The organism is Aquamicrobium sp. LC103, assembly GCF_001014615.2.
Taxonomy (GTDB): Bacteria; Pseudomonadota; Alphaproteobacteria; order Rhizobiales; family Rhizobiaceae; genus LBCQ02.
In genome coordinates, this window is record NZ_LBCQ02000010.1 from 93,034 (window position 1) to 107,724 (window position 14,691).

Genomic DNA, 14,691 nt, shown 5'->3' on the forward strand with positions numbered 1-14,691 from the left:
AAATCGCCCCCCCAAGCGAGTGGTCTGCCTTTAGGAAGACGATAGTCCCCCGATAAATCGTCTCCCAACTTCAAAGCCGGTCGCAAGACCGGCTTTTTTTCTGGCCTGGATTTTCCGGATTCAAAGGATCTCGAAGCTCTCCGAAGGGACTTCGAGTACATATTTGAGCGCATGGGCGTTGAAGCTCAGCTCGGCCCGCCCGTCGAGCGAGACGGGAACGACACGCTCGAGCGCAACGCTTCCAAACCGACGCTCCTCCGGCGCCTGCTTGAACTCCGTGCGCTCGTCCCATTCAAGGACGAGTGACCGCGAGCCGCCTTCGGCCGTCGTCAGCGTCGATTTCAGCGATACGTGTCCGTCCGGGCGCGACAGGGCTCCATGGCTCATCGAATTCACCACGAGCTCGTGCAGCGCCAGCCCGATATGGAGCGCAGCGTTGGGATTGAGGTAGGGGTCGACGCCTTCGAAACGCACGCTGTAGCCGGGGTCCTCGCAGTAGCGGGAAACCTGTCCTTCGATCAGTTCGCTGAGTGTCGCGCCGCGCCAGTTCGAAGAGGTGACGAGGTCCTGCGAGGATGCGAGCGACTGGATGCGCCCGCGAAACCGCTTGAGAAACACCTCGATGCTGCCCGAATAGCGTCCGGTCTGGGTCGCTATGCTCAGGATGATGGCGAGCAGGTTCTTGGAACGGTGGCTGACTTCGCGCAGGAGCGTGCGCAACGTCTGCTCGCGATGCTTCTGCTCGGTGGTCTCCACGATCGTCGATACGATGCCGAAGGTCGCTCCGTCCTCGTCATGGTCGGCATCTATCCACATGTCGAACCAGCGGCCGCCGTCCTCCATGCCGTCCCGGAACTCGAACTTCTGCGGCATGCCGCTGGACAGTACCGCCTTCTTCAGTTCGATGATTCGTTCGGCGACGTTTTCCGGCATGAACTCGCGGTCGGTCTGCCCCCGAAGATCACCGGAGGACCAGGCGAGAGGCACGTTCTGCGCCCAGGTCACGTCGAGATCGACATTCTGGTAGATGACGATTATTCCGGTGTTGCGCAGAGCGCGCACAAGGCTGCGCCCTACCTCCACCGTACCGCTGGAAGAATGGATGTTCACGCCGTTGTCGCCCTTGCGGTCTATTCTCCCGACTCCCCATGACTACGCCATTTTTCCTTTTCTCCGGTCTGTCGCCAAGGAAAATTGAGCATAGAACGTGTTGTTTTGTAATAAGTTCCCCAGGAAAGACGGGCTCGGCGAAGGTACATCGTCACCTTCGCCTTTCAACCGGTGAGCACCGGCGAACTCGCCTGCCGCTCTTCATTTTTCGCCAGACCTCGCGTCCGGTCTATCGCGCGCGCCTGAGCAATCCCGCAAGCAGCGAGATCACGAGGAACGCCAAGAAGATGAAGAACAGAATCTGAGCTATTCCCGCGGATGTACCCGCAATGCCGCCGAAGCCCAAGGCTCCCGCAATAATTGCCACAACCAGGAAAATAAGAGCCCAGTACAGCATGGTAAGTCTCCTTTAGAATGATCTCATGAAGAACGTCCGCTCCAACGATTGGTTCCCGGCCGTTCCCGCACGAAAAAGGCCGCCCGGGCGGCGGCCTCCGTCGATGGGAATCGCCGGATCACGCTGCCGCCTTGGCCTGCCTGTCGAAGAAAAGTGCCTGGCTTATCAGCGCTTTGACCATATCGGGATTGAACGGTTTGGTGACGAGGAAGGCGGGCTCCGGGCGCTCGCCGGTTAGAAGCCGCTCCGGGAAAGCGGTGATGAAGATGACGGGAACGGGAGACGTCGCCAGGATTTCGTTGACGGCGTCGATGCCGGAGCTGCCGTCCGCGAGCTGGATGTCGGCGAGCACCATCTTCGGCTGGGTCGACTGGAACAGCGCCGTCGCCTCCTTGTGGGTGCGCGCGGTGCCGACGACGCGGTGTCCGAGGCTCTCGACCATCTGCTCGATGTCCATGGCGATCAGCGGTTCGTCCTCGATGATGAGGATGTCGGTCGCCACCTGGCGCGAGATGTCGTCGCTCGCCTCGCTGAGCAGTTCGGCAAAGCGATCTTCGTCGACGTCGAGTATTTCAGCGGCTTCGATCTCGTTGAAACCCTCGACCGCGACGAGCAGGAACGCCTGCCGGGGCAGAGGCGCGAGCGCCGACAGGTTCGCCACCGCCTTGCTTTCCCAGGGCGACGCCGCTTCCTCCTCGGGCACCTGTATGGCGACGGACGAGAACAGCTTGGTGAAAACGCGGTAGAGCGCGATGCGGTCGGTGGTCGCCTCGGGGAATACGTTCACATCCGCTATTATGGCCTCCAGCGTGGCGGCGACCAGCGCGTCTCCGCTCGATTGCGAACCGGAAACGGCCCGCGAAAACCGCCTGAGAAAAGGCAGATGAGGCGCAATCCGTGCGGACAAACTCATGATATGGCGTCTCCCTCGACAATGCTGAAATTAGATCACGATCGTTGCGAACTCTTCAACGCAGTCCGATCAAAAAAGTTCCTCGCATCGGGAACGTTTCCCACGCCGGGGCGTTTGAGATCGGCTTGGTAGCTTCCAACAGGCTGCCGCGAGGGGGTAGCATAAAGAGAAGAAAACCACGAATATCCGATATCTTGGGGCGAAGAGACATAGCATGAAAACCACCGCAACGGCTGCCAAGCGCAGCCAGAAGAAGGCCTCCGGCGGGTCCGACGCGCTGGGCGCCAACTCGGAAATCGGTCGGAAACTGAAGCAATATTACGACGAACTCATTTCCGACGACATTCCGGATAAGTTTGCGGATCTCCTGAGGCAACTGGAGGAGCGCGAAGAGGCACAGCCTGCGCGCCAAGGGGAGTGAACATGGCCCCAACCTTCAAGGATGAACTTCTTGCTGCGATCCCCAGCCTTCGCGCATTCGCGATGTCGCTGGCGCAGAATGCCGACAAAGCCGACGATCTCGTGCAGGAAACGCTCGTCAAGGCTTGGGACAAGCAGTCCTCGTTCCAGCCCGGAACCAATCTCAAGGCCTGGATATTCACCATCCTGCGCAACGAATTCTATTCGCAGATGCGCAAGCGCGGCCGCGAGGTACAGGACAGCGACGGCGCCATCACCGCGCGCCTTGCCGTTCACCCGAGCCAGCACGGCTCGATGGATCTCGACGATTTCCGCGCGGCGCTCGAAACACTGCCGGAGGACCAGCGCGAGGCGATTATCCTGATCGGCGCTTCCGGCTTTTCCTACGAAGAGGCGGCGGAGATTTGCGGCTGCGCGGTCGGAACCATCAAGAGCCGCGTTAGCAGGGCCAGGGCCCGGTTGCAGGAGGTTCTGTCGGTTGCCGGTGAAGGAGACTTCGGTCCCGATCCGATCGCCGCGCAAGTCATGGGCTCCAACGCGGCATGATTCCCATGGCCGGCCGGTCAGCCGGCCATTGGGTCGCCGGCGGCCTGCTTGACGGCGTGAAGAAGCGCCTCGACCAGAAGCGATCCGCTGTAGGGCTTGCCGACCACCCGCACGGTGGGGAACTCGCGGGACAAATGCTCGAAGTCGGAATATCCGGTGGCGAAAACGAAGGGAACTCCCAAGCCTCGCAGACCCTTCGCAAAATCGAATGTCGACGCTCCCGACAGCATGACGTCGATGACCGCCACGTCGAATACCCGGAACCGGTCCGGATCGGAGCCCGCCTCATCCAGGCTCTTGAGGATGACCACCTCGCCGGCGCCGTGGTCGCGGCAGAGCTGCTCCACATCCATGGCGATGAGGAATTCGTCTTCGAGAATGAGGATACGCAAACCGTCGAGCATCAGCTTGGGCAATGAAATTTCTCCTTGAAACGACCGATAGATGACGAAATCCGCAGACCTTGTCATTTAAAAAAGACACACTGTGCCAACGGGCGCTCCGCGGCATATCGCCTGCTGGATCACGGTGCGGAAAAACGCTCCGATTCCAGGCAGCGCCCGCCCCCGGGAGGAAGTCATGACGGTACAAGCGACATATGCGGAGCGAACCTATCTCTGCGAAACCTGTCCGCTGATGGTCAGGAAAATCTTCCGCAACCTTTCGGAAGAGGAACTTGCCTTCATGAGTCGCTTCAAGAGGGGCGAACTCACCATCGACAGAGGCGCGACCGTGCTGGCCGAAGGCACCAAGAACCCCCATCTCTATACCGTTCTCTTCGGATGGGGCTTTCGCTACAAGCTTCTCCCCGACGGGCGTCGCCAGATCGTGAACTACGTCATGCCCGGCGACCTGATCGGTCTGCAAGGGAGCCTGATGGGAGAGATGCAGCACTCCGTGGAGGCGCTTTCGCCGATGGTGTTGTGCATGTTCGAGCGCAGCAAGATGCTCACCCTTTTCCATGATCATCCGGAGCTCGCCTACGACGTCACCTGGATCGCCTCGCGCGAGGAGTGCATGCTGGACGAGAACCTGCTGAGCGTCGGCAGGCGCACCGCGCTCGAGCGTCTGGCCTATCTCATCGCATTCGTCTTCGAGCGCGCAACCGACGTCGGCCTCATGAAGGAGAAGGCGTCGGTCATTCCGATAACCCAGCAGCATGTCGCCGACACGCTCGGCCTGTCGCTGGTACATACCAACAAGACGATACGAAAGCTCGCCAATCTCGGGCTGATCTCGTGGTCGGAAAAAGGCTGCAAGGTTCTCGACCCCGAAAAGCTGCAGGAGCTTGCCCACTGGGAAGCCGATAGCGACAAGGTCCGCCCCTTCATCTGAAGAGGGGCCTGCCTTTCGCTATGGAAGCTCGGGTATGGCCGCGCCCGGCAGGATGTTGCGCGAGATCGCATAGATGATCAGCAGCGCCGGTATGGCGATGAAGCCGCCGATCGGACCCCAGATCCATATCCAGAAGCCGAGCGCCAAAAGAACGACGAAGGGATTGAGCGTCATCGTCCGGCCGATCACCATCGGCGTCACGAACTGCGCTTCGATCAGATTCAGTGACAGATAGATCAGCATCGGCATGAGGCTGCCGGCGAGCGAATCGAAGCTGGCGAGGCCGACGCCGAACAGGATCGCCGCCATGATCGCCGGGCCGATATAGACGACGAGGTTCAGCAGCCCCGCAAGAAGCCCCCAAAGCGCGGCCGAGGGAACGCCGGCCGCCCACATGGCGAGGCCGACGGCGACGCCGAGCCCGACATTGATGACGCTGATCGACAGGAGATAGCGCGAAACCATCATCTCCACGTCGCGGAAGATATGCGCCGCTCGCCAGCGCAGGCGGCGGGTCATGCACAGTTTGAGGATCGCCACGCGGATGTCGTTCCTCGTCGCGACGAAGAAATAGAGGCTTGCCATGAAGAGCAGCAGTTGCGCGAAGAAGCCCGGCGCCATCAACGCCAGGCTCTGCAGCACCGAGCCGTTCTCCACCGAGACCGCGAGGCCGGACTCTCCGGTAAAGGATTTCAGTTGCTCCTGCAGGCCTCTAAGGGTGTTCATCGGCCCGCGTAGCTCGGCAAGCTGCGCCCGCAACTGTTCCCAGATGCCCGGCAGCTCGCCGGCCCAGAAGGTCAGCGGTCCGATGAGGGCGGCGGTCAGCAGGCAGACGATGAAGATGAAGATCAGGAAAACCACGGCCGAGGAGATCCAGGAGGGAAGGCGCCACCTCTTTTCGAGCAGCGTGGCGATCGGCCCGAGCATCAGCCCGACGACGACCGCCAGCGCCACCGGCGCGAGAATGAACCGACCGGCGTGAAGGGCGAATATGCTGGTGATCACGCCGACGACGATGACCGCCACCTGCGCGCTTCGGGACAGCAATATCTCGAAGCCGGACCGCGGCGGCAGCCGAACGATGGATGGTTTCTTGGAATAGTAGGTGGTCATTCTGCGTTCCGGCTGAATTGATCCGACAACGCCGCGCCCGCGCGCGGGGTTCCCGTGACCGTCCACTACCGCTCCAGCGACGAACATTTCGGTTGGCCAAGGCAGGGAACCTGCGTCACAGTGCGACGTTAACGTCCGAGAATTATTCACCAACCGAAGGAGAGAGGGATGGCAACAGCGCCCACGAGAACAGGCAAGTCGGCAAACGGATCCAAGGTGACGCAGGAAGATCTCGAGGCCGATATCGCGCGGCTGCGTGCTGACGTGGCCCAGCTCGCCAAACAGCTGGCGGCCACCGGCGAGCATTCCGTCGCCGCCGCACGCAAGGCTGCAAGCGAGGGCGCCGAGCAACTCCGGGTCAAGGGTGAAGCCGCCATGGAAGCGGTCCGTTCCAACGCCAACGATATCGAAAAACAGGTTACCGACGCAGTGCGCGAGAAGCCGATCACGGCTCTGGCGGTTGCGGCCGGCATCGGATTCTTCTTCGCTCTTCTGACCCGACGCTAAGGCCGCAGAATGCTCGGCACATTGATCGCGTCCGTCATTTCGGGCGAAGCGAACTTGGCGGTCGGCCGCGCGCGACGCGCGGCGATCGCATATCTGCTTGCCGCTTTTCTGGCGCTCTTCGGGATTACCTTTTTGATCCTCGCGGGCTTCGTCGCGGCCGCCGAGAGATATGGAGCGCTTCAGGCTTCCGCCGGCTTCGGCGTCGGTTTCCTGGTGCTGGCGCTGCTCGTCGTCCTCGTTCACCGCATTGCCGCCGGCATGCGCCGGAAGCGCGAGGCGAAGGCGCGGGCGACCGAAACGCGGGCTCTCGTCAGCGCGGCGGCGGTCGCCATGCTGCCCACGCTCCTTGCGGGAAGAGGCCGCAGCCTGCTTCTCGCTCCGCTGCTGGGCGCGGTGGCCTACGCGATCTATCAGGAAAATCGCGGCGACAGGCGGCCGCCGGACACGGAAGCGCCCGACTGAAGCAAGACCCGTCGACCGAAGAGGAGAATCCGATGAACAAATCCATCGATCCGAATCGAGCGAAACAGGGACGCAAAGGCTGGCAGGTATTGGTGGTGCTCGTCGTGGCGCTGATCCTCGCCATGATCATCTGGTGGGGCGTCGGTCTCTATGGCGGAGCCATAGCTCCCGAGGAGCCTGTGGGCGGTGCGCCCGCCGAGCAGCCCGCCGATCAATCCGCTCCGACACCGCCGGCGAACTAGGGCTTCGGGCCGCCTTGATCCGACGGAACAAGCACTTTCAGCGCCTTCTTGTGGATGCGCAAGGTGGTTTCGGCGCTCAGGCCGCACAGTTCTCCGTCCACCGCGCATCCCGTCCGCTTGTGCGCGGAACGGACTTTTATGATGACTTCCTCCGCTTCGAATATGTCGACCTGATCGTTGGCCTCCCAGCGTCCGACCGCCATGTTCAGGAAGAACTTCGCCAATTCGCGCCGTCCGCGCGCGACCGAAACGTAGACCCCCAGCCGGCCGCCGTCGGGATCGTCGGCGTAGGGCAGATGTCCTTCTCCGAAGAGGTTGTTCGTCACGCCGATCCCGTTTGTGCTGCGCTCGTGCTCCTCGCCGTCGATCGTCAGTTGCACCCGCATGCGCGGCGGCGCGCGCAGCGTGTCGATGGCGGCCTTCACCGAGGCATGGATCTTTCCCCAGCGGGACCGGAACTCCATCTGCTCCCGCAAACGGATCAGTTTCGGGTGCATACCGATGGAGAACTGGTGGACGAAGGCCTTACCGTTGGCGCTGGCGATGTCGACCGGCCGGATCACGCCGCCGCTTAACGCCTCGACGGCAGCATCGAGTTGCAACGGTATAGCCAGGCTCCGCGCGAACAGGTTCATCGTGCCCGCGGGAAGGACGGCCAGGGCCTTGTCGGTGTCCATCAGCCTTCCCGCGGCGGCCGAGACGCTGCCGTCGCCGCCGCCGATCATGACGACATCGAGGTCCGCCCGCGCGACAGCCCGGTCCAGCATGTCCATGAGTTCCTCGCCATCGATGATCTCGACTTCGGCCTCGTGGCCGGCCGTCCGCAACATATCGGTCATTTTCCCGGCGAACTCGCCGAGATCGAGGCTGCGGAGCGTGCCGCCGCCGCGATTGAGGATGACGGCAAATCGCATGGTTTGAAGCTCGTCGTTCGGTTTAACGGAGAAATCCGCCGGGCGAACGGCGGTTTATCTTGCGAGGCTCTGGATAATGCGCGGGAGCCCTCGCTTGTTCCGCCGCTGCTTCCATCGGGCTTGCAGGACGAAATGGCGGTTCTCGGGGGAACAACATCACACGCGCGACGTTGTGAAAGTGTGAGGCCGCGCCCCACCTTCCCTGGAAAGTTCGGCGATGGCGCGACCGTGCAAAGGAACATGCACAAGGAGAGCATATCATGATCCGCAATCTCTTGGCGACCACCGCCATCGCGACGCTCGTCGCGAGCGGCGCCTACGCGCAGTCGACCACGCCCGCGCCCATGGCGCCGACCGAAAGCGCTCCCGAGACCCCGCAGGTCAAGCGGGCGCAGGGTCATCTTGCGTCGAACATCATCGGCGAAACCGTCTATAACGGTACCGGCGAAGGAGCTCAGAACATCGGCAAGGTGAACGATATCGTTCTCTCTCCCGAGGGTGAGATGCAGGCCGTCGTGATCGGCGTGGGCGGCTTCCTCGGCGTCGGCACGAAGAATGTCGCGCTGGAATACAATCTGGTCGAATGGTCGGAAATCGATGGCGACGAGTTTCTTGTCGTGGAAGCCACGCCCGAGGCGCTGAAGGCGCTGCCTGACTTCGACAAGACCGCCTATCAGCCGATGCCGGCCGATGCGGACGTGTCGGAGACGAAGCCGGCGACGGCGGAGGATCTGGCCAACGCGCCGGCCGAACCGGCCGACCAGGGCGCGATGACCGATGATACGGCGGCCGACACCGGCGCCCCGACCAACAACGACATGGCCGCGGCACCTGACGACGCCGCGCCTGCCGACGACAATATGGCTGCGGCGCCCACCGACAACGCGGCACCTGCCGACAACCAGGCTCCGGCCGACAATGGCGTGGCCGTTGCGCCGCCGGCGGACGACAGTTCGCCGACCCCGACGGATGATACGGCGGCCGCGACCACCGACGAGGAGGCCACTGACCAGACTCAGACCTCCGCGATCGACCGCTCGACCCTCACCGAGGTCGATGAAGCGTCGATCAGTTCCGACCAGCTCGTCGGCACCACCGTCTATGGCGCCGATGACGAGAATATCGGCTCGATCAACGATGTCGTGCTGTCGCAGGACGGCAATGTCGAGGCGGTGATCGTCGATGTCGGCGGCTTCCTCGGTATCGGCGCGAAGCCGGTGGCCGTCGGCATGGAAAACCTGGCCTTCATGTCGGATGCCGACGACAAGATGTATCTCTACACGGAGTTCGACAAGGAACAGCTCGAAGCGCAGCCCGAATATGACGAGGCGACCTTCGCCGAGCAGCGCGACCAGCAGCTCCTGACGGCACCGGCCGAGCCCGCTCAGTAGGAGCCGCGCCCAAAGATCCAAGGAAAGCCCGGACATCGTCCGGGCTTTTTGCCATGTCCGCGCTGGAAGAGAGGGAACAAACGCAACTTCATTGTTCACCGATCCAGCACGGACTATAGTCGATGCGCACCCTTTTCCCGACGCCGGTGAGACCGACATACTGACCAACAGGAAGCACTTGCCAGTATGGAGAAAGGGAAGCTGCCATGCTCGACCAGATCAAGGGACTGCATCACGTCACGTCGATGGCGCGAGATGCGCGCGAGAACAATGACTTCTTCACGCACAAGCTCGGTCTGCGCCGGGTGAAGAAGACCGTGAATTTCGACGCCCCGGACGTTTACCATCTCTATTACGCCGACGAGGCGGGGACGCCGGGAACGGTGATGACCTATTTCCCCTTCCCCAACATCGCGCGGGGACGGCCGGGAACCGGCGAGGTCGGCACGACCGTCTTCTCCGTCCCGGAAGGCACGCTCGGCTTCTGGGAGCAGCGCCTTGCCGAACAGGGCGTGACCGGCATCGAGCGCGGCGAGCTTTTCGGCGAGAAGCGCCTGGCCTTCGATGGCCCCGACGGCGACGGCTTCGCCCTCGTCGAGGTTCGCGACGACGACCGCGCACCCTGGACACAGGGCGGCGTCGCCGCGGATGACGCCATCCGTGGCTTCCACTCGGCCTCGATGCGGCTGCAGGATGCCGGCGCCACCGCCGAACTGCTGAAGTTCATGGGCTATGAGGAAATCGACAAGGCCGGCAATACCGTCCGCCTCGCGGTCAAGGGCGACAGCAACGGCGCCGATATCATCGATGTCGAGACGCTGCCCGTCGTCAGCCATGCCCGCCAGGGCGCCGGCTCGGTGCACCACATCGCCTTCGCGGTCGAGAACCGCGCGAAGCAGCTCGAAGTGCGCAAGGCTCTGATGGACACCGGCTATCAGGTGACCCCCGTCATCGATCGCGACTATTTCTGGGCGATCTATTTCCGCACGCCGGGCGGCGTGCTGTTCGAGGTGGCCACCAACGAGCCGGGCTTCGACCGCGACGAGGACACGGCTCACCTCGGCGAGGCGCTCAAGCTGCCAACGCAGCACGAGCACCTGCGCAAATATCTGGAGCAGCACCTGCAGCCGATCGAGGATTGAGGCCGATGTCCACCGACAGCTACATCCACATCACCGCCGGGGGCGTCCCCGGCGGTCCGCTCTTCTTTGTCTTCCACGGCACCGGATCGAACGAGGGCCAGCTCGTCGGGCTCGGGCGCGACCTGCTGCCGGAGGCGACGGTTGTCTCGCCACGTGGCGACGTCTCGGAATTTGGCGCGGCACGCTTCTTCCGCCGCACCGGCGAAGGTGTCTACGACATGGACGATCTGGCGCGCGCCAGTGCCAAGATGGCCTCCTTCGTCGAGGCGCACGTCGCAGCGGCTAAGCCGTCCGCCATCGTCGGGCTCGGCTATTCCAACGGCGCGAACATCCTTGCCTCGACGATCTTCGCCGCGCCCGGTCTCTTCGACGCGGCGGTGCTGATGCATCCGCTCATTCCCTTCCAGCCGCAGGTCAAGGGCGATCTTGCGGGAAAGCGCTTCCTGATGACCGCGGGCCGCAAGGACCCGATCTGCCCGCCCAACCTGACCAGCCGGCTCGAAAGCTGGCTGAAGGCGCTCGACGCCGAGGTCGAACTTCTGTGGCACGAAGGCGGCCACGAGATCCGCCAGACCGAGATCGATGCCGCCCGCGTCTTTCTTTCATCCTATCGGCCGCAAGCCTGAGGAGATCGCCATGAGCGACGAACTGCCCATCGAAATCGAGGAAACCGGCACCAAGGGCCGCTATATTGTGCGCGGCGCCGACGGCGCCGAGGCCGAGATGACCTTCACCAGGGCTGGGCAGCATCAGCTCATCATCGACCATACCGAGGTACCGGATGCCTTTCGCGGCCAGGGCGTGGGGCTGCGGCTCGTCACCCGCGCCGTGGAGGACGCACGCGCGGCGGGCAAGACCATCATACCGCTCTGCCCCTTCGCCGCGGCGCAGTTCCGCCGCCATCCGGAATGGTCGGACGTGTTGAGGAAGTAGCTGCGTCCTTCGAGGCGCCGCTTCGCTCCGCACCTCAGGATTAGGGAAGTCGTCGCTAGCCCCCGGCGTCGCGGGCTCGAATCCAATTTCTTTTCCGATGCCGGTGCATTGCAGGAAACAAGCCCAAACAGCCGACGGCCACCAGGTGAACCGCAGTTGATTTTCCGCCCATCGAGCCCGCCATGTCCTGAATGCGGACACCAGCGTCCCTCATCCCGAGGTGCGGAGCGAAGCGAAGCCTCGAAGGACGCACTTATTCATAAGGCCCCTCGATCGCGCATCCTCGCCGGTGCGGCGATATTTGCAGCCTCTTCGTTCCCCGCCCGACCTTGCCGCCGGCGATGCGGAAACGGAGATCGGAACCAAACCGCCTTCTCTGCCGTTGCGTTGCAGCATGACGAGCAAAGGAGTTTCCCATGGCGTTGTTCTCGCAAATCCGCGATTCGATCGATCTCGAAGATGAAGTGGCGGCACTTCGCAAGGAAGTGGCGGCGCTGACGAAATCGCTGTCGAAGCGCGGCGCTTCGGCCTATCGCGACACCAGGCACGATGCCGCCGATGTCTATGCCGACATCGCCGACCGCTTTGCCCATGCGCTTCCCGTCGTCCGCAAGCGGGCGCATCGGCTCGAACAGTCGATCAAGGACAATCCCGGCCAGACGGCGGCTGTCGTGGGTCTGATGGCCGTCTGCCTTGCAGGCGCGGTGCTGCTGTTTTCGAGGCGCTGAGGCGCGATCGAAGAGCGTGCAAAACCCCGCCGGCTGGCTTCCGTCAGGGTTGATTGCGGTGTGGGGGTCAGGCCTGCTTGATCAGCCTGATGAGAACCAGCAGCACCACCGCGCCGATAGTCGCGTTGATGATCGCGGCGATGATGCCACTGCCGATATTGATGCCGATGGCGGGAAGCAGGAGCCCGGCGATGAACGCGCCGACGATGCCGACGACGATGTTGCCCAAAAGGCCGAAGCCGTAGCCCTTGACGAGCTGCCCGGCGAGCCAGCCAGCGATCGCACCGATCAAAATGAAGACAAGAAGACTTTCGACACCCATGGTGGTCCCTCCTCAAAGAGGGCGATGATGAAGGCCGCCGCCCTTCATGTCCAGCGGGTTTGCGATATTGCCAACAGCCATGAAACTATTAGGAGACACTTTTGGAACCCGCATGGGGGCAAGTTTTGGCGCTGATCGACGACAGGCTGAAGCAGGAATTGACGCGGATGTACCGCGCGCCCGAGCGGCACTATCATGGCACGGCCCATGTCGAAGCGCTGCTCGCGCTCGCGCGGGAGCGGCGCGACGAACTTTCGGACGCGGGAGCCGTGGAAGCCGCCATCTGGTTTCACGACGCGATCTATGACAGCCGGCGCAACGACAACGAGGCGCGCAGCGCCGAGTTCGCCCGCCAGCGCCTCCGCGACACCTGCGAGGCGGCACGGCTCGAGCGCATCGCCTTGATGATCGAGGCGACGGCGACGCATGAGGTGCCCGATCTCTCCGATGCCTCGGCGCGCTCCGATGCCGCCTTTTTCCTCGACATGGACCTCGCCATCCTCGGCGCCTCGCCCGAAGCCTTCCGCGCCTATGAGGAGGCGACCCGCAAGGAATATGCCTGGGTCGGGGAGGACGACTGGATCGCCGGCCGCTCGGCGGTCCTCAGGCGTTTCGCCGGGCGCGAGCATATCTACTTCACCGAACCTTTCCGCCTTCGCTGTGAACGGCAGGCGCGCGAGAACATCGCCGGTTCGCTGAGGCGGCTGGAGGAGGTTGGGAAGAGGCGTTAGGCGGCTTCGGGAATAAAGGGGCGCGGCACGAGCCTTATCGACAATTCCATGCATCCATGCCCGCTTTTGGCGCGCTCATCGAGCCGCAGCAAAACGGCGAGGCGCTGGACTGAACGGATAAGGCATCCAACCACGGCAGGCCCGCGCCCCCCTGAAACCGCCTCGCAGTTGCAGCGATGTATTGACACAACCCCGAGCACGCGAGACCATGATCCCTGGCTTGAGAGCATGCTGTCCATGGGAGGATCCGCGATGCATTTGCTTAGCCGACGCTCGATCTTGAAATTCGGTCTTGCCGCGACCGCATTGGGAAGCACTCCGTCGTTCGCCCGTGCTCGGCTGATGCCTCCGGAGCCGGCCTTCGACATTGAGGTTGGTGAATGGCGTACCTTTGACATCACCACGACGGTGGTATTGCCGCGGAGCGACGGCACCACGCGCTTGTGGCTGCCCGTGCCCACGCTCGAAAACGGTTTCCAGCGTACCGTGGACAACGACTGGGAGGGCAACGGCGTCAGGAGCGAGATCGCCGGCGACGGCGACGCAGCGATGCTGTTTGCTGAATTTGACGGAGGAGAGCAGGCGCCGACGCTGACCTTGACCAGCCGCGTGCGGACCAAGAACCGCGCCGTCGATTGGGAACGACCCATGTCGGCCCAGGAGGACGCGGCCGTTCTCGAGGCGAATCTCAAGCCGACGCGACTGCAGCCGGTAGAAGGAATAGTGAGGGAGACCGCGGAACGCGCCACGCAAGGGGCCGTCACCGACGTCGACAAGGTACGCGCGTTGTATGAATGGATCGTCTCGAACTGTCATCGCGAACCAACGGTGCCCGGCTGCGGCAGTGGAGACGCGATCGCTCTCCTCACCAGCGGTGGGCTGGGCGGGAAGTGCGCCGACTTGAACGGGCTGTTCGTCGCCATGGCGCGTTCGGTGGGCGTCCCCGCACGGGACATCTACGGAGTGCGTGTGGCGCCGTCCGCCTTCGGATACCGCGAATTGGGGGGCAATCCGTCCAAGCTCTCCGGCGCACAGCATTGTCGCGCGGAAGTCTGGCTTGCCGATTACGGGTGGGTTGCGATGGATCCCGCGGATGTCCTGAAAGTGATGCGCCAGGAGAAGCCCGAGTGGATCAAGGACCTGGACGATCCCCTGATCGCGCCGATCAACGCGGCCCTGTTCGGCAGTTGGGAGGGCAATTGGATCGGCTTCAACACGGCGCGGGATATCGCCTTACCGGAAAGCAAGCAGGAAGCAAGCCCGCTGCCGTTCCTCATGTATCCGCAGGCCGAGAACGATAGCGGCCGGTTCGAAGAATTGGCGGCCGACAAATTCAGCTATGCCATCACGGCGCGCGAAATCACCGTTTGACGAGGTTTGCGTACGGCTAGGGTGTTTCCAGATGAAATGGAATCGTCGCTTGGAACGCCCCCTCGGCGTCACGCTGGCAGTCGCCATCGCCATTCGCGGCCCGATGCCCTGGAA

The 14,691-nt window shown here is 63.0% G+C and carries 20 protein-coding genes; 13 read left to right on the forward strand and 7 right to left on the reverse strand.

The window, feature by feature from the left end; genetic code table 11:
- Positions 1 to 120: 120 nt before the first annotated feature.
- From XW59_RS19410 to XW59_RS19420, 3 genes are all read right to left on the reverse strand, one after another.
- On the reverse strand, positions 121 to 1,110 hold the full coding sequence (locus XW59_RS19410) for a PAS domain-containing sensor histidine kinase (protein ID WP_136068380.1): 990 nt from the start codon (positions 1,108 to 1,110) through the stop codon (positions 121 to 123).
- Between the two features lie 229 nt (positions 1,111 to 1,339).
- Positions 1,340 to 1,507 (reverse strand): DUF1328 domain-containing protein, encoded by a 168-nt coding sequence (locus tag XW59_RS19415; RefSeq protein ID WP_047147330.1) that lies wholly within the window; start codon positions 1,505 to 1,507, stop codon positions 1,340 to 1,342.
- 118 nt (positions 1,508 to 1,625) lie between these two features.
- Complete coding sequence (locus XW59_RS19420; protein WP_047147331.1) at positions 1,626 to 2,420, reverse strand: response regulator; 795 nt, start codon at positions 2,418 to 2,420, stop codon at positions 1,626 to 1,628.
- Between the two features lie 214 nt (positions 2,421 to 2,634).
- Between XW59_RS19420 and XW59_RS19425 the strand changes: the two genes are divergently transcribed.
- Both XW59_RS19425 and XW59_RS19430 read left to right on the forward strand, forming a co-directional pair.
- Entirely contained in the window at positions 2,635 to 2,841 is a 207-nt protein-coding gene (locus tag XW59_RS19425) for a NepR family anti-sigma factor (RefSeq protein ID WP_047147332.1), read from the forward strand.
- Between the two features lie 2 nt (positions 2,842 to 2,843).
- Positions 2,844 to 3,386 carry a sigma-70 family RNA polymerase sigma factor gene (locus tag XW59_RS19430; RefSeq protein WP_047147333.1) on the forward strand — a complete coding sequence of 181 codons (543 nt, stop codon included), beginning with the start codon at positions 2,844 to 2,846 and terminating at the stop codon, positions 3,384 to 3,386.
- Positions 3,387 to 3,403: 17 nt separating this feature from the next.
- Here the strand turns inward: XW59_RS19430 and XW59_RS19435 are convergent, their stop codons facing one another.
- Entirely contained in the window at positions 3,404 to 3,802 is a 399-nt protein-coding gene (locus XW59_RS19435; RefSeq protein WP_246666148.1) for a response regulator, read from the reverse strand.
- A gap of 163 nt (positions 3,803 to 3,965) precedes the next feature.
- Here XW59_RS19435 and XW59_RS19440 point away from each other — a divergent pair, with 163 nt between their 5' ends.
- Complete coding sequence (locus XW59_RS19440) at positions 3,966 to 4,721, forward strand: Crp/Fnr family transcriptional regulator (protein WP_047147334.1); 756 nt, start codon at positions 3,966 to 3,968, stop codon at positions 4,719 to 4,721.
- Positions 4,722 to 4,739: 18 nt separating this feature from the next.
- Here XW59_RS19440 and XW59_RS19445 read toward each other — a convergent pair whose 3' ends face one another.
- The gene (locus XW59_RS19445) at positions 4,740 to 5,834 is read right to left on the reverse strand and encodes an AI-2E family transporter (protein ID WP_047147335.1); all 1,095 of its coding nucleotides are present in this window, start codon (positions 5,832 to 5,834) and stop codon (positions 4,740 to 4,742) included.
- Between the two features lie 168 nt (positions 5,835 to 6,002).
- Between XW59_RS19445 and XW59_RS19450 the strand changes: the two genes are divergently transcribed.
- From XW59_RS19450 to XW59_RS19460, 3 genes are read left to right on the forward strand one after another with little or no spacing between them, the layout of a single operon-like run.
- Entirely contained in the window at positions 6,003 to 6,341 is a 339-nt protein-coding gene (locus tag XW59_RS19450) for a DUF883 family protein (RefSeq protein WP_047147336.1), read from the forward strand.
- A gap of 9 nt (positions 6,342 to 6,350) precedes the next feature.
- The gene (locus XW59_RS19455; protein WP_047147337.1) at positions 6,351 to 6,803 is read left to right on the forward strand and encodes a hypothetical protein; all 453 of its coding nucleotides are present in this window, start codon (positions 6,351 to 6,353) and stop codon (positions 6,801 to 6,803) included.
- Between the two features lie 32 nt (positions 6,804 to 6,835).
- Positions 6,836 to 7,045 carry a hypothetical protein gene (locus tag XW59_RS19460; protein WP_047147338.1) on the forward strand — a complete coding sequence of 70 codons (210 nt, stop codon included), beginning with the start codon at positions 6,836 to 6,838 and terminating at the stop codon, positions 7,043 to 7,045.
- On the opposite strand, the gene XW59_RS19465 is transcribed toward XW59_RS19460, so the two are convergent.
- Positions 7,042 to 7,959 (reverse strand): diacylglycerol kinase family protein, encoded by a 918-nt coding sequence (locus XW59_RS19465; RefSeq protein WP_047147339.1) that lies wholly within the window; start codon positions 7,957 to 7,959, stop codon positions 7,042 to 7,044. The two genes, XW59_RS19460 and XW59_RS19465, sit on opposite strands and share 4 nt — an antisense overlap.
- A 260-nt stretch (positions 7,960 to 8,219) precedes the next feature.
- On the opposite strand from XW59_RS19465, the gene XW59_RS19470 reads away from it, so the two are divergent.
- The 5 genes from XW59_RS19470 to XW59_RS19490 all read left to right on the forward strand — a co-directional run bounded on the left by XW59_RS19470 (position 8,220) and on the right by XW59_RS19490 (position 12,153).
- Positions 8,220 to 9,350 (forward strand): PRC-barrel domain-containing protein, encoded by a 1,131-nt coding sequence (locus XW59_RS19470; RefSeq protein WP_047147340.1) that lies wholly within the window; start codon positions 8,220 to 8,222, stop codon positions 9,348 to 9,350.
- A 206-nt stretch (positions 9,351 to 9,556) separates the two neighbouring features.
- A complete protein-coding gene (locus tag XW59_RS19475) occupies positions 9,557 to 10,492 on the forward strand; it encodes a VOC family protein (RefSeq protein ID WP_047147341.1) in 936 nt (311 codons plus the stop codon).
- Between the two features lie 5 nt (positions 10,493 to 10,497).
- Positions 10,498 to 11,118, forward strand: a complete 621-nt coding sequence (locus tag XW59_RS19480) for an alpha/beta hydrolase (RefSeq protein WP_047147518.1) — start codon at positions 10,498 to 10,500, stop codon at positions 11,116 to 11,118.
- 10 nt (positions 11,119 to 11,128) lie between these two features.
- On the forward strand, positions 11,129 to 11,425 hold the full coding sequence (locus XW59_RS19485) for a GNAT family N-acetyltransferase (protein WP_047147342.1): 297 nt from the start codon (positions 11,129 to 11,131) through the stop codon (positions 11,423 to 11,425).
- A 416-nt stretch (positions 11,426 to 11,841) separates the two neighbouring features.
- Entirely contained in the window at positions 11,842 to 12,153 is a 312-nt protein-coding gene (locus XW59_RS19490; protein WP_047147343.1) for a hypothetical protein, read from the forward strand.
- Positions 12,154 to 12,220: 67 nt separating this feature from the next.
- Here the strand turns inward: XW59_RS19490 and XW59_RS19495 are convergent, their stop codons facing one another.
- Positions 12,221 to 12,475: a GlsB/YeaQ/YmgE family stress response membrane protein gene (locus XW59_RS19495; protein ID WP_047147344.1), complete on the reverse strand. Its 255-nt coding sequence runs from the start codon at positions 12,473 to 12,475 to the stop codon at positions 12,221 to 12,223.
- Positions 12,476 to 12,576: 101 nt separating this feature from the next.
- On the opposite strand from XW59_RS19495, the gene XW59_RS19500 reads away from it, so the two are divergent.
- Positions 12,577 to 13,206 carry a hypothetical protein gene (locus tag XW59_RS19500; RefSeq protein WP_348639325.1) on the forward strand — a complete coding sequence of 210 codons (630 nt, stop codon included), beginning with the start codon at positions 12,577 to 12,579 and terminating at the stop codon, positions 13,204 to 13,206.
- A 252-nt stretch (positions 13,207 to 13,458) separates the two neighbouring features.
- The gene (locus XW59_RS19505; RefSeq protein WP_047147520.1) at positions 13,459 to 14,577 is read left to right on the forward strand and encodes a transglutaminase domain-containing protein; all 1,119 of its coding nucleotides are present in this window, start codon (positions 13,459 to 13,461) and stop codon (positions 14,575 to 14,577) included.
- Positions 14,578 to 14,691: the final 114 nt, after the last annotated feature.